The sequence below is a fragment of the Nocardia sputi genome, assembly GCF_023501985.1.
This window is the reverse complement of the sequence record NZ_JAMFLC010000019.1, coordinates 141,677-159,847: the sequence shown is the minus strand read 5'-3', so window position 1 is coordinate 159,847 and position 18,171 is coordinate 141,677. Positions and strand designations below refer to the sequence as shown.

19 protein-coding genes are annotated in these 18,171 nt (G+C 71.0%); 14 read left to right on the top strand and 5 right to left on the bottom strand.

Translation table 11 applies throughout. From position 1 onward, the window contains the following. The first annotated feature begins 51 nt into the window (after positions 1-51). Positions 52-912 carry a carboxylating nicotinate-nucleotide diphosphorylase gene (gene nadC / locus M8859_RS24705; protein ID WP_249644880.1) on the top strand — a complete coding sequence of 287 codons (861 nt, stop codon included), beginning with the start codon at positions 52-54 and terminating at the stop codon, positions 910-912. A 310-nt stretch (positions 913-1,222) separates the two neighbouring features. Here the strand turns inward: nadC and M8859_RS24700 are convergent, their stop codons facing one another. The 3 genes from M8859_RS24700 to M8859_RS24690 are packed head-to-tail and all read right to left on the bottom strand — an operon-like array spanning position 1,223 to position 3,591. Beyond that, a complete protein-coding gene (locus M8859_RS24700; protein WP_195139884.1) occupies positions 1,223-1,861 on the bottom strand; it encodes a GNAT family N-acetyltransferase in 639 nt (212 codons plus the stop codon). Positions 1,862-1,901: 40 nt separating this feature from the next. Next, positions 1,902-3,080 carry a winged helix DNA-binding domain-containing protein gene (locus M8859_RS24695; protein ID WP_195071687.1) on the bottom strand — a complete coding sequence of 393 codons (1,179 nt, stop codon included), beginning with the start codon at positions 3,078-3,080 and terminating at the stop codon, positions 1,902-1,904. 25 nt (positions 3,081-3,105) lie between these two features. After that, entirely contained in the window at positions 3,106-3,591 is a 486-nt protein-coding gene (locus tag M8859_RS24690; protein ID WP_195071686.1) for a tellurite resistance TerB family protein, read from the bottom strand. Between the two features lie 190 nt (positions 3,592-3,781). Here M8859_RS24690 and M8859_RS24685 point away from each other — a divergent pair, with 190 nt between their 5' ends. The 8 genes from M8859_RS24685 (at position 3,782) to hisH (ending at position 13,317) form a co-directional block, all read left to right on the top strand. Continuing rightward, a complete protein-coding gene (locus M8859_RS24685) occupies positions 3,782-4,870 on the top strand; it encodes an alpha/beta hydrolase family protein (protein ID WP_249644879.1) in 1,089 nt (362 codons plus the stop codon). Between the two features lie 72 nt (positions 4,871-4,942). Continuing rightward, positions 4,943-5,809, top strand: coding sequence for an arylamine N-acetyltransferase family protein (locus M8859_RS24680; protein WP_159923765.1), 867 nt, complete (start codon positions 4,943-4,945; stop codon positions 5,807-5,809). A 78-nt stretch (positions 5,810-5,887) separates the two neighbouring features. Beyond that, positions 5,888-7,597: a penicillin-binding transpeptidase domain-containing protein gene (locus M8859_RS24675; RefSeq protein ID WP_159924022.1), complete on the top strand. Its 1,710-nt coding sequence runs from the start codon at positions 5,888-5,890 to the stop codon at positions 7,595-7,597. Positions 7,598-7,696: 99 nt separating this feature from the next. Then, on the top strand, positions 7,697-9,304 hold the full coding sequence (locus M8859_RS24670) for a serine/threonine-protein kinase (RefSeq protein ID WP_159923767.1): 1,608 nt from the start codon (positions 7,697-7,699) through the stop codon (positions 9,302-9,304). 253 nt (positions 9,305-9,557) lie between these two features. Beyond that, positions 9,558-10,895 carry a histidinol dehydrogenase gene (gene hisD / locus M8859_RS24665; RefSeq protein ID WP_159923769.1) on the top strand — a complete coding sequence of 446 codons (1,338 nt, stop codon included), beginning with the start codon at positions 9,558-9,560 and terminating at the stop codon, positions 10,893-10,895. Then, positions 10,892-12,025 (top strand): histidinol-phosphate transaminase, encoded by a 1,134-nt coding sequence (locus M8859_RS24660; RefSeq protein ID WP_159923771.1) that lies wholly within the window; start codon positions 10,892-10,894, stop codon positions 12,023-12,025. The genes hisD and M8859_RS24660 overlap by 4 nt, the downstream gene beginning before the upstream one ends. Before the next feature lie 39 nt (positions 12,026-12,064). Further along, positions 12,065-12,685 carry an imidazoleglycerol-phosphate dehydratase HisB gene (hisB, locus tag M8859_RS24655; protein ID WP_195071684.1) on the top strand — a complete coding sequence of 207 codons (621 nt, stop codon included), beginning with the start codon at positions 12,065-12,067 and terminating at the stop codon, positions 12,683-12,685. Next, entirely contained in the window at positions 12,682-13,317 is a 636-nt protein-coding gene (gene hisH, locus M8859_RS24650; protein ID WP_159923775.1) for an imidazole glycerol phosphate synthase subunit HisH, read from the top strand. The genes hisB and hisH overlap by 4 nt, the downstream gene beginning before the upstream one ends. 43 nt (positions 13,318-13,360) lie before the next feature. Here hisH and M8859_RS24645 read toward each other — a convergent pair whose 3' ends face one another. Beyond that, a complete protein-coding gene (locus tag M8859_RS24645) occupies positions 13,361-13,822 on the bottom strand; it encodes an Rv1363c family protein (protein ID WP_159923777.1) in 462 nt (153 codons plus the stop codon). Positions 13,823-14,163: 341 nt separating this feature from the next. Between M8859_RS24645 and M8859_RS24640 the strand changes: the two genes are divergently transcribed. Continuing rightward, positions 14,164-14,667: a hypothetical protein gene (locus tag M8859_RS24640; protein WP_159923779.1), complete on the top strand. Its 504-nt coding sequence runs from the start codon at positions 14,164-14,166 to the stop codon at positions 14,665-14,667. On the opposite strand, the gene M8859_RS24635 is transcribed toward M8859_RS24640, so the two are convergent. After that, positions 14,668-15,183, bottom strand: coding sequence for a nuclear transport factor 2 family protein (locus tag M8859_RS24635; RefSeq protein ID WP_159923781.1), 516 nt, complete (start codon positions 15,181-15,183; stop codon positions 14,668-14,670). A 99-nt stretch (positions 15,184-15,282) separates the two neighbouring features. On the opposite strand from M8859_RS24635, the gene M8859_RS24630 reads away from it, so the two are divergent. From M8859_RS24630 to hisF, 4 genes are all read left to right on the top strand, one after another. Then, the gene (locus M8859_RS24630) at positions 15,283-15,732 is read left to right on the top strand and encodes a MarR family winged helix-turn-helix transcriptional regulator (RefSeq protein WP_159923783.1); all 450 of its coding nucleotides are present in this window, start codon (positions 15,283-15,285) and stop codon (positions 15,730-15,732) included. 77 nt (positions 15,733-15,809) lie between these two features. Next, positions 15,810-16,541, top strand: coding sequence for a bifunctional 1-(5-phosphoribosyl)-5-((5-phosphoribosylamino)methylideneamino)imidazole-4-carboxamide isomerase/phosphoribosylanthranilate isomerase PriA (gene priA, locus M8859_RS24625; protein ID WP_063022395.1), 732 nt, complete (start codon positions 15,810-15,812; stop codon positions 16,539-16,541). Next, positions 16,538-17,353: an inositol monophosphatase family protein gene (locus tag M8859_RS24620; protein WP_159923785.1), complete on the top strand. Its 816-nt coding sequence runs from the start codon at positions 16,538-16,540 to the stop codon at positions 17,351-17,353. Before priA ends, M8859_RS24620 begins: the two co-directional genes overlap by 4 nt. Before the next feature lie 4 nt (positions 17,354-17,357). Continuing rightward, positions 17,358-18,131, top strand: coding sequence for an imidazole glycerol phosphate synthase subunit HisF (gene hisF / locus M8859_RS24615; protein WP_159923787.1), 774 nt, complete (start codon positions 17,358-17,360; stop codon positions 18,129-18,131). Positions 18,132-18,171: the final 40 nt, after the last annotated feature.

Below are 18,171 nucleotides of genomic sequence, written 5' to 3'. Positions count from 1 at the left end.
CGACAGCCGCCGAGCCGTCCACCGGCCCCGCTCGGCGAGAGAGGAACTTCGATGGCCCTGGATGCCGCCCTGGATCGCGACGAGGTGCTGCGGATCATCCGCGCCGCGCTGTCCGAGGACCTGCGCTACGGCCCGGACGTCACGACGACAGCGACCGTGCCCGCGGACGCGGTCATCAAGGCGTCGGTGGTGTCGCGGGAGCCGGGGACCGTGGCCGGGCTCGACGCCGGGTTGCTCGTGCTCGACGAGGTGATCGGCGCGGGCGACTACGAGATCACCGATCGCGTCGCCGACGGTACCCGGGTCTCGCCGGGACAGTCCGTGCTGACCCTGATCGCGCCGACTCGCGGGCTGCTCACCGCCGAGCGCACCATGCTCAACCTGGTATGCCATCTGTCCGGCATCGCGACGGCGACGGCCGCATGGGTGGACGCCGTCGCGGGCACCTCCTGCCGCATCCGGGACAGCCGCAAGACGCTGCCCGGCCTGCGCGCGCTGCAGAAGTACGCCGTGCGCGTCGGCGGCGGTGTCAACCACCGCATGGGTCTCGGTGACGCCGCCCTGATCAAGGACAACCACGTGGTCGCCGCGGGATCGGTGGTCGAGGCGCTGCGCGCGGTGCGCGCCGCCGCCCCCGACATCCCCTGCGAGGTCGAAGTCGACAGTCTCGAACAGCTCGACGTCGTGCTCGCCGAGGACGTGGAACTCGTCCTGCTGGACAACTTCCCGCTCTGGCAGACCCAGGCGGCCGTGCAGCGCCGCAACGCCGCGTCTCCGCGAACGAAACTGGAGTCCTCCGGCGGCCTGAGCCTCGAGGTCGCCGCCGACTACGCCCGCACCGGCGTCGACTACCTCGCCGTGGGCGCCCTCACCCACTCGGTCCGTGTGCTCGACCTCGGGCTGGACATGTAGCGGAATCCTCAGCACACCGGCTCGGCCGTGCGGTCGCGGGACCGTCACCGGCAGCAGGGACCGTGACTTCGAGTTCGGCCGGTCTCGAGCCCGGAGCTCGAAACACGCGGTCGAGGTGCGAGCTGACCTCGGCCCCTCGAGCAATGACCGCACCGGGGAGTCGCTTGCGGGCGCGTTTGCTTTCCCGGAACCCGTGACGGTGAAGTGGCTGCGGCGGGCTCGACAGCCCGGTCGACCGCACAAGTCGGTGTACTTCCGCCGCTGGGAGTAGTGGCACGCGGTCGACTCCGGGATCGCCGTCGCGTGCCCGTCAGCTGTCGCGCACCATCGTGCGCTGGTGCACTCGTGCTCCGCGATAGCGCAGGCCGGGGACCAGGGGCTCGGTGCCGTGGGCGGTGAATCCCATGCGCTCGAAGAACCGGACGGCACGGACGTTTTCCACCAGCGTCTGCAAATGGCAGCCGGGCGAACCGGTTTCGGTGAGGCGCTCGAGCCAGCGGACCATCAGCCGGTCGGCCGCGCCGGTGCCCCTGGCCTCCGGCGCGACATTGATGTGCAGATGGCTGGGCCAGCGCTCGTCGCGGAAATCTCCCGCCGTCGGAGCCCGGCGGATCGCCGCACCCGCGACATCGGCGATGCTGCGTGCGAAGAACCCGGCGGGCTCACGGCGGAACACCAGGCGATAGCGGCGGATGGCCTGATCGATGCGCTCGCTCTCGCTGGGAAACCCCGCGCTGCCCACGCAGCCGGTCAGATACCCGACCAGCTCGCCCTCGTGCTCCGCGACGAACAGCGACGCCGGTTCCAGATCCATGTACGGCTCCAGATAGACGGCCGCCTCGGATTCCGGATGCCCCCACAGCGACTCGGTCGGCGAACCCGCACCCGCGCGCACGAACAAAGCGCGCAGGGCGGCCCGGTCGCTCTCGGCGAATCCGCGAATCTCCATGCGGCTCAAACTACCCGGTGCGGGTCGGGTCTCCGGTCGGTCAGGCGGTGAGCTCGCGTTCCAGTGGTGTCCGGAACCGGGGAATGGTGCGCAGCTCGCCGAACCATTCGGCGACGCGCTGCGCTTGCGCGGCGATCAGCGCGTCGGCGTCGGCTCCCACGTCTTCGAGGAGGCGGTAGACGATCTCGCCGTCCTTGCGCTGTGCCCAGCCGCCGACGATCCGTCCGTCCCACCACACGGTGGGGCCGACGTTCCCGTTGCGATCGAACAGGCTCGGTGCGTGGGGGCCGAGATACCACTCCCGCGCCTGCCAGCCCATCGGCGTCGGATCCAGGGCCGGCAGCAGCGCCGCCCAGGGTTCCGGCGCGGCGACCGGTTCCACGTCGTCGGCCAGGAGTACACCGGTCACGCCGTCCAGGTCGACCTCGACCAGCTCGAGCGCGCCGAGCGCCGCGCGAACCTCGCCCAGAGTCCATCCGGTCCACCACTTGACGTCCGACACGGGTGCGGGACCGAAGGCGCGCAACCAGCGGCGGACCAGCTCTACGCGAGCCTCGGTGGCGGGGACGGACGGGACGCCGCCGGGCAACCACGACTCGATCGGCGCCCAGGTGTATCGACTGCTGGCCCAGCTGCCGTTCGGCCGCCCGCGCACGATGCGGCCCTCGCAGCCCAGAGCCACCAGCACCCAGGTGGTGATGTTCGTCGGCTTCGAATACGCCTTGTCCGGCGCGGTGTTCACCTGGGTGCGCAACCGGGGGACGTCCTTGCTCAGCTGCGCGCCGGTGGCCGCGCCGCGGGCGAGCAACGCTTTGTGCGTCTCGGCTTCGACCTCGGTCCACCAGCCCGCCGTGTCACCGTCCCCGATACCGGCCTGCGCCAGGTACTTGCCGTAGGTGCGCCGCTGCTTGTGCGCCAAGGCGTCCGCGCACGAGGCCTGGAGAATCGGCACCAGGTCCACCGGCGCCACGAACATGGTGCGGCGCATGGCCAGCATCCGCAGCAGCGAACGATCCTCATAGAGCGCCCGTTCGACATCCGCGGGCGTGAGGCCCTTGCCACGCGCCGCGACCGAGAGGAAGACGGTCGCCGGATCGGTCGCGTGCAGGGCGACCAGCGAACGGGCGATCTCGTCGACCAGCCCGGACCGTTCGGGCGTCGCGAGCCGGTGCCGCACCGCCAGCCGAGCGCGCCGCTCGGCGGCATCAATCGAACGCATAGGCGAATCGTAGCGTTCGGCGGATTCAGAGGCCGAAGTGCTCCGGAGCCAGCCGCAAGGTCCGGCAAGCGTCGTGGAGGGCATCGATCGCCTCCGGGCCACAGGCGCCGGCCCCGCTGCCGATCAGGATGCCGATCCGGACCACCGCGTCCGCTTCGGCGGGCTTGTCCGCCGCTTTGGCGATCTGCCGTAGCACGTGCGCGCAGCCGAGGACCGGATTGTTCGCCAGCCGATTGCAGTTGTCCTCGAACAGCGCACGCAGGTCGTCGACCGGGAAATTCCGCAGAACCGGGTCGGCCGTGAGGAACTCGGCGACGGTGGCGCGGTCGCCGCCCGCGGCAGGGCCGTCGGTCACCGCGATCCACGCGCACAGGGCAACCGCCGCGTCTCGAAAAGTTCCGCCCCGCAACTCGTTCCGTTTCACGAGCAGCTGGCCTCGCCACGTCGCGGCGGTCTCCGCCAGCGTGCTGATCAGGGTCGCGTCGGGAATGCGGCGAGGTGCGATGGTCATGGCTGACTCCATGAGAAGACGTCCGAACGCGCGGACCCGTGCCGTCCGGACTCGAAATGAGTACCCGGACCGTAACAGCGCGCGGACGCCGGGTCCTGCCCCCAAAAAATCGGGATCAGTCCGCCGGTTCGGCCGCTGCCTACTGGTTTCTCGGCGCCGCCTACGGGCTGAGCGCGGGGATGACTGCCGTGTGGTGGGTGTCGCGGCGGCCGCGGGCGGGCTGCTCGTCGTGATGCGTCTGCGCGGGGACACGTCGACGGCGTGGCATCATCCGAGGATGCGCCAGGCCTCTCCGATACTCGTGCTGTGCTGCGCGCTGGTCGGTGCGCTCGTGATGACAACCTCTGCGGCGCCGCGGGTTTCGGCGGATCAGGTGTGCGCCGGGGGTGTGGCTGTCCACCCGGTGGCGGTGACCGTGGACGGGGAGGAGGCGACCGGGTGGGTGTACGAGCCCTACCGGTGCGCCGAGGGCGATGTGGCGGCGCAGGCTCTGGTGGTCGCGGTGCACGGGCACGACGGGTCGTCGGCGGATTTCGCCGGCTATCTCGACTCGATCGCGCGCCGCACCGCTACTCCGATCCTGTCGATGGATCTGCGTTCCGCGGACAGCGTATGGCGCACCGGCGAGTGGAATCTGTGGGCGGGCTGGCGCGACATCGTCGCCGCGACCGAGTGGTACCGGCAGAGCCACCGCTCGATCACGCGCACGGTGCTGTGGGGCTGGAGCCAGGGCGGCATCACCAGTGGTCTCGCGGTGGCGCACGGTCCGCGCGGGATGTTCGACTACTGGGTCGACAACTACGGTCCCGCCGACGATTTCACGATGTGGCTGGGCGCGGTGGCCGTCGATCCGGCGCTGCCCGCGCAGATCGAGCGCGACGCGGGTGGTTGCCCGCCCGCGACCTGTCCGCTCGCCTACGTCGAACGCTCGCCCGCACTGCTGGCCGCCCGGATGGACGTGCGGCGCGCGTTCCTCGTCCACGGCACCGCCGACGACGTGGTGCCCTACGCCACGAGCGTCGAGATGCGCGCCGGGCTCGTCGCCGCGGGCAAGCCCACTTCGATGTACACCGTCGTCACCGGGCGCGACCTGAACGGGCGCGTGGTCCCGGGCGACCACAGCGTCGGCCCGGCCTTCTTCGAAGGCGGCTGCGTCGTCGAGCGCCTGCTGCTCGGTGCGGAACCGGTCGACGGCCCGGATCGCGACTACCTCGTGGACGTCGCGCACGGCGTCGTCACCACCCCGCCCGCCCCGCCGGGTGCGAAGTGCGCGGCATGAGGCGGCGGCCGGGAACATGATCGCGTCCCGGTGCGGTTGACCGAAAAAACCGACCGACGAAGCGAGGACGCGATGAGCAAACCGGCCGACCCGGCCTACCACTGGAACGGAGCCGAACTCGACCTGGACGCCTATCTGGCCCGGATCGGTTTCGACGGCGAGTGCGCTCCCACCGTCCGGACGCTGCACGAACTGGTGCGGGCGCACACCACCGCGATCCCGTTCGAGAACCTCGAGATCATCCTGGGCAGGACGATCCCGCTCGACCTGGCTACCCTGCAGGACAAGATGGTGCGCCGCCGTCGCGGCGGCTACTGCTACGAGAACGTCGGACTGTTCGCGGCCGCGCTGGAACGGCTCGGCTTCGGCGTCACCGGACTCAGCGGCCGGGTGAGCATGGGCGCGGGCGCGGGATTGCGGCCCGCCACCCACGCCTTGCTGCGCGTGACGACCGCCGACGACGACCGGGTGTGGCTGTGCGACGTCGGCTTCGGCGCCGGACCGCTCGTGCCCTTCGAATTGTCCGGCGAGACCGGAGAATTCGCGGCGGGAGAATGGAAGTTCCGGCTGGAGCGCACGCGCGGGGAGCTGGATTCCGAGCTGTGGGTGCTGCACCAGTACGGCCGCGAAGGCTGGGTCGACCGGCACAGCTTCACCGTGAATCCGCAGTACCGCATCGACTACGCCGTCGGCAATCACTTCGTGTCGACCTCGCCGCGTTCCCCCTTCACCACCCGGCCCTATGTGCAGCGTTTCCACCCGGAGGTGCATCACGTGCTGGACGGCACCACGTTCGTCACCGAGTACCCCGACGGCACGAGCGACACGAGAGAGCTGGCGCCCACCGAGTTGCCCAAGATCCTCGCCGAAGTGTTCGACATCGACCTCGCCGACGCCGACGCCGCCGCCCTCGCGCAGGCGCCCTGGTCGCGCGACTGAGATCGCGATCCGCCACGGCCGGATAAGGTCGAGCGCGTGCGTACCAACCGGAAATCTCTCGTCCTGTTCGCCGCACCGATGCTCGTGCTCGCCGCCTGCTCGTCCGGCCCGGACCAGCCCGACACCGTCGCCGGGCAGTTCGCCGACGCGCTCAACCGCGACGACATCCCCGCGGCCGCCGCGCTCACCGACAACCCGGCCCAGGCCGCCGAGACCCTCGACGCGCTCTACGACGGGCTCGGCCAGGACGTGCGCTTCGAGGTCCGCTCGGCCGACGAGAACGACTTCGCGCTGGCCGCCACCTGGAAGCTGGGCGCGGACGGCAAGTCCGAGTGGACCTACACCACCAACGGCGCCGCGCGCGACGACGGGGCGGGATGGCGGGTGAAGTGGAATCCGGCCACGGTCGCCCCCGGACTGGACGCGGGCCCGTTGAGCTACAGCAGGGTCTATCCGAGACCTGCCCGCGTACTCGACGCCGCCGGCGGCGAATTGATGACCGAGCAGATCGTCACGCTGGTGAACGTCGGCTCCGGCGCCGACCTCTCCGCGGTCGCGGACCTGCTCGGCCCGCTCGCACCCGGCGTCACCCCGCAGTCGCTGCAAGCGGAACTGGCCGCGGCGCAAGGAAAACCGATCACCGCGATCACCCTGCGCGAGACAGACCTCGCCGCGATCCGGGATCGCCTGACCGCGCTGCCGGGCGTCACCCTCGCGCCGCAGACCCGGTTGCTGACGACCGACAAGGCCCTGTCCGGACCGACCCTGTCCGGACTGGCCGAGTTGTGGCAGGAGTCCGCCGACGCGAACGCCGGATGGGCGGTGCGCGCCCAGACGCCCCAGGGCACCCAGCGCGTCGCCGGAACCGACCCCAGGCCCACCGCCGACATCGCCACCACGCTGGATCCCGGCTTGCAGCGCGCGGCCGAGGCGGCCTTGGCCCCGGTTGCCCAGCCCGCCGCGATCGTCGCCCTGCGGCCCTCGACCGGCGACGTCGTCGCGATGGCGCAGAACGCCGCCGCCGACGCGCAGGGCCCGATCGCGCTGACCGGGCTCTACCCGCCGGGTTCGACGTTCAAGACGGTCACCGTCTCCGCCGCGTTGCAGGCGGGAACCGTGACACCCGACACCGTGCTGCCCTGCCCGGGCACCGCGGACATCGAGGGCCGTCGCATCCCCAACGACAACAACTTCGATCTGGGATCGGTCCCGTTGCACACCGCGTTCGCCCGCTCCTGCAACACCACGATGGGCGCCCTGGCCGTGCGATTGCCCGCCGACGCGCTGACGAAAGCGGCGGCACAACTGGGACTCGGGATCGATTACGTCACACCGGGCCTGACCACCGTCACCGGAAAAGTGCCACCGGCCGGCACCTCCGCGCTGCGGGTGGAGTCGGCGATCGGTCAAGGGCAGGTGACAGCGTCGCCGTTCGGAATGGCGCTGGTCGCCGCCTCCATCGCCCGCGGCGCGGCGCCCGCGCCCACCCTCGTCGCGAGCAGGCCGGGCACTCCGGACCGGACCCCGGACGCGCTGCCGCCGCAGGTCGCCGACCAGCTGAAAGCCATGATGCGTGAGACGATCACCGGCGGCACCGCGACCCAATTGCGCGACATTCCCGGCCTGCTCGGCAAAACCGGCACCGCGGAGTACATCGATGACGCGCATGCGCACGGCTGGTTCGTCGGCATCGACGGCGACCTGGCATTTGCCGTGTTCATCAGCGACGCGAGCAGTTCCGCGCCCGCGGTGGACGCGGCGGGCCGGATGCTGCGGGCGCGCCGATAGTCCGTTTCGGTCGATTCGGGCGCACCCGAAGGTCTGGCTGCCGCGTGCGAGCATTCCGAAGCCAGCTACACTCATCCCCGGACCGCGTGAGTAATCAATATGCGGGATGTCACGATTTCGAGAAGGTTCGGAGTAGGCGCCATCGATACCGGTCAGTTGATCGCGGAGCATTACCGCCTGGTCGAGCGGATTGGTAGCGGCGGCACGGGCGTGGTCTGGCGTGCCGTCGACGAACGCCTCCAGCGCTCCGTGGCCGTCAAACAGATCCGCATCCAGCCGAGCCTGCCCGAGGCCGAGCGCGTCGTGGTGCGCCAGCGTGCGATCCGGGAGGCCCGCAACGCCGCTCGCTTCCAGCATCCGAACGCGATCGTCGTGTTCGACATCACCGAGCACGAGGGCGAGCCGTGCCTGGTGATGGAGTATCTCAAGTCCAAGAGCCTCGCGGCGGTCATCGGCGCGCAGGGCACTCTGGAGCTGACCCAGGTCGCCCGGATCGGTGAGCAGGTGGCCTCGGCCCTGATCGCCGCGCACCAGGCGGGCATCGTGCACCGTGATGTGAAGCCGGGCAACATCCTGCTCGACGATCACGGCACGGTGAAGATCACCGACTTCGGCATCTCCCGCGCGACCGGCGACGTCACCCTCACCGAGACCGGGCTGATCTGCGGCACCGCCGCCTATCTCGCGCCGGAGGTCGCCCGCGGCTCCGATCCCAGTCCGGCATCCGACGTCTTCGCCTTGGGTGCCACGCTGTTTCACGCGCTGGAGGGCGAACCGCCCTACGGTGCGGGCTCCAATCCGCTGGCGGTGCTCTACGCCGCCGCGAACGGCCAGCTGAGCGAACCGCGCAACGCCGGTCCCGCAACGGATTTCCTGCTCGACCTGCTCAGCCCCGAGCCCTCCGAGCGTCCGAGCATGCGGGCGGCGCGCGATCACCTCGCCGCGTTCGCCGACGCCGGTCCCGCGCCGGTGGCCGCCGGGTTCGTGCCTGCCAGCGAAGCGTTCACCCGCCCGAGGGCGGGTGAGCCCGAATCGGCGACCCGCGCGCTGCGGCCGTCGGCGATGGCGTCGGCGCCCTACACGCCCACCGAGCGTCAGCCGCGTCCCCGCCCCGCGCCCGCGCGGCCCGCGCACCCGGACACCGCGGCCCATCCACGCACCATGGCGCAGCCGCGCCCGCAACCGCAGCAGCGGCCGGCGGGCAAACGGCGCGCGGTGCTGATCGGCGCACTCGTCGGCGCGGTGGCCGCCGTCTCCGCGCTGTTGATCAGCGCGTTCACTCAGTCCGACTCCGATTCGCCGGGTCCGCAGGCGAGCCCGCCGTCGGTGAGTTCGACGACCAGGCCCGGGACCACCTCGACCGTCGCGGCCGAGCTGGGACGCACCCCCAGCTCCGGCGAGCGCGTCGACATCGGGTCGGCGGGTCGCCTGGTGGAGGACTTCTATACCAATCCGTCCGGGTCGTGGGCACTGCTGACACCGGCGGCGCAGAAGACCTATGGCAGCGAGCAGGCCTTCCGGCAGTACTGGGACGCGCGGACCATCGACGACTTCAACACCATCGAGGCCGCGAGGCGGACGAACAACGACGACGGGTCGGTCGACATGCGGCTGGCCAGCATCACGGTCGAGGGCCAGACCAAGAGCCTGACGCTGCGGGTGATCAGCTCGGGCGGGCGTCTGCTCATCGACAGCGACACCAAGTAGACGACCTGCTACTGGTCGTCGTGCCGGGGCATCCGGCACATCGCCCGGGAGACCAGCGCGGGTCGGCCTCGGACGAGAGCGGCGACACACTTCGCCGCACTCCACGAACGCTCCCGAGGGGCGGACCTGCGCACACGGGTCCGGCGCGCGCCGACCGCCCGGACCACGCGGATAACGGCTGGCGTCGGCCCACTAGGCTGGTAGCTGCAACTTTCCTGTTGCGCAATCAGCTGGAGACAAGGACCGACACCTCATGACAACCCGCATCGAGCTCGCCCGCGTCGATCTGCGCGGTCGTACTCCCTCCGTCGCCGAGCTGCGCGCCGCGCTGCCGCGCGGGGGAGTCGACGTGGACTCGGTGCTGCATCAGGTGCGGCCGGTGGTCGAGGCGATCCGCGACCACGGTGTGTCGGCGGCGCTGGAATTCAGCGAGCGCTTCGACGGCGTGATCCCGGCGACGGTGCGGGTGCCCGCGGCCGAGCTGGAAGCCGCGTTGGAGCGGCTGGAACCGGCGGTGCGCGCGGCGCTGGAGGAGTCCATCGACCGGGCCCGCAAGGTGCACGCCGATCAGCGGCGCACCGACAAGACCACCGAGGTGGTGCCGGGCGGCAAGGTGACCGAGCGCTGGGTGCCCGTCGAACGGGTCGGCCTGTACGTGCCGGGCGGCAACGCCGTCTACCCGTCCAGCGTCGTGATGAACGTGGTGCCCGCGCAGACCGCGGGCGTCGGCTCACTCGTGGTGGCCTCGCCGCCGCAGGCGCAGTTCGGCGGACTGCCGCACCCGACCATCCTCGCCGCCGCGCAGCTGCTCGGCGTCGACGAGGTGTGGGCGGTCGGCGGCGCCCAGGGCATCGCCCTGCTGTCCTACGGCGGTCTCGACACCGACGGCGCGCAGCTGGAACCGGTCGACCTGATCACCGGTCCGGGCAATATCTACGTCACCGCGGCGAAGCGGCTGTGCCGCGGCCTGGTCGGCATCGACGCCGAGGCGGGCCCCACCGAGATCGCCGTCCTCGCCGACGCGACCGCCGACCCGGTGCACGTCGCCGCCGATCTGATCAGCCAGGCCGAGCACGACGTGCTGGCCGCCAGCGTGCTGGTCACCGACAGCGAGCACCTGGCCGACGCGGTGGACGCGGCGCTGACCGCGCAGCTGACCGTGGTCAAGCACGCCCACCGGGTGGGCGAGGCGCTGCGCGGCAAGCAGTCCGGCACGGTGCTGGTCGACGACATCGAGCAAGGGCTGCGCGTGGTGAACGCCTACGCCGCCGAACACCTGGAGATCCAGACCGCCGACGCCCCCGCGGTCGCGGCCAGGGTGCGCAGTGCCGGAGCGGTGTTCGTGGGCGCGTACGCGCCGGTCAGCCTGGGCGACTACTGTGCGGGCTCCAACCACGTGCTGCCGACCGCGGGCTGCGCGCGGCACTCGTCCGGTCTGAGCGTGCAGACCTTCCTGCGCGGAATCCACGTCGTCGAGTACACCGAAGCCGCGCTGAAGGATGTCGCGGGCCACGTCGTGGCGCTGGCGAACGCCGAGGACCTGCCCGCCCACGGCCAGGCCGTGCGGGCGCGTTTCGAGGCGCTGTCGTGACGCGCGCGGTGAGCGCGCCCGGCGCGGACCTGACCCTGGACGAACTGCCGCTGCGGGACAACCTGCGGGGCAAGAAACCCTACGGCGCACCGCAATTGACCGTGCCCGTGCAGCTGAACACGAACGAGAACCCGCATCCCCCGAGCCGGGCGCTGATCGACGACGTCGCCGAGTCGATCCGCGCCGCCGCCGCGGACCTGCACCGCTACCCGGACCGCGACGCCGTCGCGCTGCGCACCGACCTGGCGCGGTATCTGACCGCGCAGACCGGCGTCGCGGTGGACACCGGCAACGTCTGGGCGGCCAACGGCTCCAACGAGATCCTGCAGCAGCTGTTGCAGGCTTTCGGCGGGCCGGGCCGCAGCGCACTCGGTTTCGTGCCCTCGTACTCGATGCATCCGATCATCTCCGAAGGCATCGATACCGAGTGGATCGAGGCCAAGCGCAACGCCGACTTCTCCCTCGACGTCGACCACGCATTGGCCGCCATCGCCGAGCGCGCACCCGACGTGGTGTTCGTGACCAGCCCGAACAACCCCACCGGCCACAGCATCCCGCAGCAGGACCTGGCGCGCATCCTCGCGGCCGCCCCGGGCATCGTGGTGGTCGACGAGGCCTACGGCGAGTTCTCCGCACAGCCCAGCGCCATCGGGCTGATCGACCGGTTCCCCGCGAAGCTCGTGGTGACCAGGACGATGAGCAAGGCTTTCGCGTTCGCCGGTGGCCGGCTCGGCTATCTGGTCGCCGCGCCCGCCGTGATCGACGCGATGCTGCTGGTACGGCTGCCCTATCACCTGTCGGTGGTCACCCAGGTCGCCGCGCGCGCGGCCCTGCGGCATGCCGACGAGACCCTCGGCAGCGTCGCCGAACTGGCCGCGCAGCGCGACCGGGTGGCGGCGGCGCTGCGGGAACTCGGCTACGACGTGATCCCCAGCGACGCCAACTTCCTGCTGTTCGGCCGTTTCACCGACGCCGCGCGCACCTGGCAGCGCTACCTCGATCACGGCGTGCTGATCCGCGACGTCGGCATTCCCGGCTATCTGCGCACCACCATCGGCCTCGCCGCCGAGAACGACGAACTGCTGCGGGTCAGCGGGCTGCTGGCCGGCACCGACCTCGCACCGCGATGAACCAGCGCCGGGAAGCCCTCGGCGACAACCCGATTGGACATGAGCATGAGTAGGACCGCCCGGGTGGAGCGGGTCACCAAGGAATCCAGCATCGTCGTGGAACTGGATCTGGACGGCACCGGCAAGACCGAGATCGCCACCGGCGTCCCGTTCTACGACCACATGCTCACCGCGCTCGGCGCGCACGCGAGTTTCGATCTGACCGTGCGCGCCGAGGGCGACATCGAGATCGAGGCGCACCACACGGTCGAGGACACCGCGATCGTATTCGGTCAGGCGCTCGGCAAGGCGCTGGGTGACAAAGCGGGTATCCGCCGGTTCGGTGACGCCTACATCCCGATGGACGAGACGCTGGCACACGCCGCGGTCGACGTGTCCGGCCGCCCCTACTGCGTGCACACCGGTGAGCCGGATCATCTGCTGCACGCGGTGATTCCCGGGTCCGGTCCCGGCGCGCCGTACTCCACCGTGCTCAATCGCCACGTGTTCGAGTCGATCGCGTCGAACGCGCGCATCGCCCTGCACGTCCGGGTGCTCTACGGCCGCGACCAGCACCATGTCACCGAGGCCGAGTTCAAGGCGGTGGCGCGCGCGCTGCGCGCCGCGGTGGAACCCGACCCGCGGGTGAGCGGGGTCCCGTCGACGAAGGGAGCGCTGTGAGCGCGAAATCCGTGGCCCTGCTCGACTACGGCTCGGGCAACCTGCACTCGGCCGAACGGGCGCTGGCCAGGGCGGGCGCGCACGTCGAGGTGACCGCGGACCCGCAAGTCGTGCTGGCCGCCGACGGTCTGGTCGTGCCCGGCGTCGGGGCTTTCGCCGCGTGCATGGCGGGGCTGCGCGGGGTGCGCGGCGAGCGCCTGATCGGTCAGCGGCTGGCAGGCGGGCGTCCGGTGCTCGGCATCTGCGTGGGCATGCAGATCCTGTTCGAGCGTGGCGTCGAGTTCGGCGAGGAGACCGACGGGTGCGCCGAATGGCCCGGCACGGTCGACCGGCTGTCCGCGCCGGTGCTGCCGCACATGGGATGGAACACCGTCTCCGCCCCGTCCGACAGCGTCCTGTTCGCGGGTCTCGACGTCGACACCCGCTTCTACTTCGTGCACTCCTACGCCGCGCAGACCTGGGATCTGCCGCCCAGCGAGCACTTCGCCGCCCCCAAGCTGACTTGGGCCGAGCACGGGGTGCCGTTCCTGGCGGCGGTGGAGAACGGTGCGCTCTCGGCCACCCAGTTCCACCCGGAGAAGTCCGGTGACGCGGGCGCGCACCTGCTGCGTAACTGGGTGAACTCGCTGTAGGGCGAATCCCGCGCACCGACAGCGCGGGACCCGCCCCGCCGGGTCAGTGCGACCGGACTTTGCTGACCAGCCAGCGCCCGTCGACGTTGTCCACCGTCACGGTCATCGAGATGCGGCCGGTCTGGGGAAGGCCGTCGGTTTCGTCGCTGGTCACTGTCCGCACCACGTCGACGTCCACCTCGGCCCGGTTGTCGTCGCCGGAGACGATGCGGCAGTCGGCCGACTCGGCCTCGGCCCGGGTGTGCGCGGCCTCAGCGCTGGACTGGATGTTGGCGCGAAAGTTCTCGAACTCCGCCCGGAACTCTCCGGTGCTGAGGTCGAGCATCCGGCGGGCGTGGTCGCCGAACCGCGCGTAGTCGTAGGTTGCCGCGGCGGAGCCGAACTCGCATCCGGCGAGGCGCGCCTCCTCGGGCGGGGCGGCCATGGCGGCGGGCGCGGTGGCGAGCGCCGCGCAGCAGACGGCTGCCGAAAGCGACAGGGCGGCGGGGAGTTTCGATCGTGACATGCACTTCCTCTGTGCGAGGTGGAAGCGGCGGCCGGGGGTGGTCGCCGAGCGGAGACGATACCGGCCGCGCCGCACGGGCCGCGTCGATCTCGCGGCGACATCGGCCTTCGGCGCCCGCCGCCGGATGTTTCTCGTGCCTCCCGGCGCGCGCCCTCGCGCGCCTGGCCAGACGTCCACCGATCACGGCGTGCGTCCGGGAGCCGGTGCTCGCCTCGAGCCGACGGCCGATCAGGGAGCACGTGACTCGGGGTAGACCCTGATCCGGTCGACCCGTCCATGGGGGCTCGCTCCGGATCCGCGGACGGCCGCTTCGGATCTACCTTCGATGCGAGGAGGCCGCTATGAAGAGCGTCATCGTCCCGCTGACGGTGCTCACCGGTTACGCGGTGATCGCGAGCTTCGCGTTCGCGACGACCGCCGCGGAAACACTGCTGCTGTATCCCAACATCTTTCGCGACGTTCCCGAATCGCTGGAGCTCACCGAGCAATTCATGAGTGTCGTCGCCGTCGGTGACATCATGCGCCCGCTCGGCGCGGCGCTGACGCTGTGCGCGTCGGTCGCGGGCGCAGTGTCGCTGATCTACCGGATCGGACGCCGATGGCTAGGTCTCTCGCTGGCAGCTCTGCTCAGCGGGCAGTTCCTGCTGTCGATCCTCTACCTGTGGCCGCGGGCGTCGATCCTGTTCGACGACCGGCACTCCCACACGCTCGCCGAGATCGAACGCGCGGCGACGGAGTTCCAGGTCGGCCACGGCCTGCGGATCGCGGCCGCCGCGGTGACGGCACTGTGCGCGGTGCTCGCCGCTCTGGCTTGCTATCGCGCACGTGTGCTCGCCACCGGCTGATCACGGCCGGGTGCCGGTGGACCAGATCGGAGTGGTCTGCACCCGGGACAGGCGCCAGCCTTCCCCGGTGCGCACCGCGTCGAAACGGTAGATCTCACCGAGGGTGTACTGCGGCTGCGGGATCGTCCCGCCCGGGGAGGCGGGCGCGAAGGTGGCGATCAAGTTCGCCCGGACGTCAGCCGCGTCGCCGCGCAAGTCGATCAGCACATTGCCGATGACGTGCTGGATGCGTTTGTCGCCGGTGTGATTGCGACTGGCCTGGGCGATCAGCGCTTCGCGGCCCTCGGCCGTGCCGCCGGGCGTCTTCGCGGTCGCGTCGGGGGTGTAGATCGCCCGCAGATCGTCGAAGCGGCCCTCGTCCAAGGCGCGGCCGAGCCGGTCGACCAGAGCGGTGATCTGCTGACGGTCGAGCATTTCGCGTACCTCCGGCGTGGGGTCGGCGGCGGAAGTGCAGGCGGCCGTCAGGGCAGCGAGGGGAACGGCGAGCAAGGGGAGAGCCAGGCGGATCTTGCGCATCGCAGTGACCTTTCGGAAATAACGTTGGTTGTTCCAACGTTGGGTGTGCCAACGTATCAGATTGTGGGTGACGCCAACAAGTGTTGGTACAGTGGCCGCATGCACATCGCGCACGAGGGCGCCGCGAGACGGCTCCGGGTCCTGCCCACCAGGCTGGTCAATCAGGTGGCCCTGGTGGCGAATCGGGCGACGGAGCGCGCCCTGGAACCGACCGGCTCCCGCCGTCACCACTACGCGCTGCTGGCCACGCTCGGCGAGTTCGGCCCCGACAGCCAGGCCGAACTGGGCAGGCGCACCCGCATCGACCGCAGCGACGTGGTCGCCGCGGTGAACGATCTCGCCGCGCGCGGCTTCGTCGAGCGCAGCCCCGATCCCGCCGACCGCCGCCGCAACATCGTCACCCTCACCGCCGCGGGCGCCCGCCACCTCGAGGAGCTCCACGAGCGGCTGGCCCTCGCCCAGGACGAGTTGCTCGCCGGCTTCACCGAGAGGGATCGGCGCACCCTGGTCACGCTGCTCACCCGCATCCTCGACGCCCATAGCGGCTGACCCGCACCGGGTGATCGAGGTCCCATCCGCCCAGGCCCTGCGCTCGTCCGCGGCCGGGTAGCCACTAGGCTGCTCTCGTGAGTCTTGTGCTGCTACCCGCCGTCGATGTCGCCAACGGAGAGGCCGTGCGCCTCGTGCAAGGAGAGGCCGGAAGCGAAACCAGCTACGGCTCGCCTCGCGAGGCGGCGCTGGCGTGGCAGGAAGCCGGCGCGGAATGGGTGCATCTGGTCGACCTGGACGCAGCCTTCGGGCGCGGCTCGAATCGTGAGCTGCTCGCGGGCGTGGTCGGGGAACTCGACGTGAAAGTGGAACTGTCCGGCGGCATCCGCGACGACGAGAGTCTCGAGGCCGCCTTGGCCACCGGCTGTGCCCGGGTCAACCTCGGCACCGCCGCGCTGGAGGACCCGGTGTGGTGCGCGAAGGCCATCGCCCGGCACGGTGAGCGCATCGCCGTCGGCCTGGACGTGCGCATCGTCGACGGCGAGCATCGGCTGCGCGGCCGCGGCTGGGTCAGCGACGGCGGCGACCTGTGGGAGGTGCTCGAGCGCCTGGAACGGGACGGCTGCTCGCGGTACGTGGTGACCGACGTGACCAAGGACGGCACGCTCACCGGCCCGAACCTGGATCTGCTGCGTGAGGTCTGCGCGGCCACCGACGCCCCGGTCATCGCCTCCGGCGGCGTCTCCACCATCGCGGACCTGGTCGCGATCGCCGAACTGGTGCCCGACGGCGTCGAGGGCTCGATCGTCGGCAAGGCGCTGTACGCGGGACGTTTCACCCTGCCCGAGGCGCTGGCCGCGGTGAGATGACCCAGGAGCTGTCGGCACTGCTCGCGGAGGCGAGCGAGGTTCTCGACTCGGTGCGCTCGCGGTTCGTCGAGGGTATCGGCGCGCCGAGCGCGGTCGACAAGGGCCGCAACGACTTCGCCACCGAACTCGACCTGGAGTTGGAGCGCACCGTCTCCGCCGAGCTGCTGCGGCGCACCGGGATCGAGGTGCACGGCGAGGAGTTCGGCGGCCCGCAGCTGACCTCCGGCACGGCGTGGGTGCTCGACCCGATCGACGGCACCTTCAACTACTCTTCCGGGCACCCGCTCTCGGGCATGTTGCTCGCACTGGTCCGCGACGGGGAGCCGGTGCTGGGACTGACCTGGCTGCCGCTGCTCGGCCGCCGCTACGCGGCCATGGCGGGAGGTCCGGTGCTGCTGGACGGGCGGCCGTTGCCCCCGCTGCCGCGCGGCAAGCTGGCCGAGGCCATGATCGGTTTCGGCGCGTTCAACGTCGACTCCGACGGCCGCATCCCCGGACAGTTCCGCTTCGACCTGCTCGGCCCGCTGAGCAGGCTGTCCTCCCGGGTGCGCATGCACGGCTCGACCGGCATCGATCTGGCGTTCACCGCCTCCGGCGTGCTCGGCGGCGCGATCGTGTTCGGCCACCATCCCTGGGACAACGCGGCGGGCGTCGCCCTGGTGCGTGCGGCGGGCGGTGTGGTCACCGACCTGGTGGGCCGTCCGTGGACCATCACCTCCGGTTCCGTGCTCGCGGCCGCGCCCGGAGTGCACGAGGAACTGCTCGACATGATCTGCACGGTCGCCGACCCGGCGGCCGCGGAGGAAGGGTGAGGCAATGACGTTGGCCGTACGGGTGATCCCGTGTCTGGACGTCGACGCGGGACGGGTGGTCAAGGGCGTCAACTTCGAGAACCTGCGTGACGCGGGTGATCCGGTCGAACTGGCCGCGCTCTACGACGCGCAGGGCGCCGACGAGCTGACCTTTCTCGACGTCACCGCCTCCACCGGCGACCGCGGCACCATGATCGACGTGGTGACCCGCACCGCCGAGCAGATCTTCATCCCGCTCACCGTCGGCGGCGGGGTGCGCACCGTCGAGGACGTGGACCGTCTGCTGCGCGCGGGCGCGGACAAGGTCTCGGTGAACACCGCCGCGATCGCGCGGCCGGAGGTGCTGCGCGAGATGTCCGAGCGATTCGGCTCCCAATGCATCGTGCTGTCGGTGGACGCGCGCACCGTGCCGGAGGGGCAGCCGGAAACCCCCTCCGGGTGGGAGGTGACGACGCACGGCGGCAAACGGGGCACCGGCATCGACGCCGTCGAATGGGCCGTGCGCGGCGCCGAACTCGGTGTCGGCGAGATCCTGCTCAATTCGATGGACGCCGACGGCACCAAGGCCGGTTTCGACCTGCCGATGATTCGTGCCGTGCGGGCGGCCGTCACGGTGCCGGTGATCGCCAGCGGGGGCGCGGGCGCGGTCGAGCACTTCGCCCCGGCCGTGCACGCGGGCGCCGACGCGGTGCTGGCGGCCAGCGTGTTCCACTTCGGCGACCTCACCATCGGCCAGGTCAAGGAGTCGATGCGGGCGGAGAAGATCGTTATCCGGTAGCGATTGGCGGGAATCGGCCGAGCAGGAAGGCGGGTCGCGG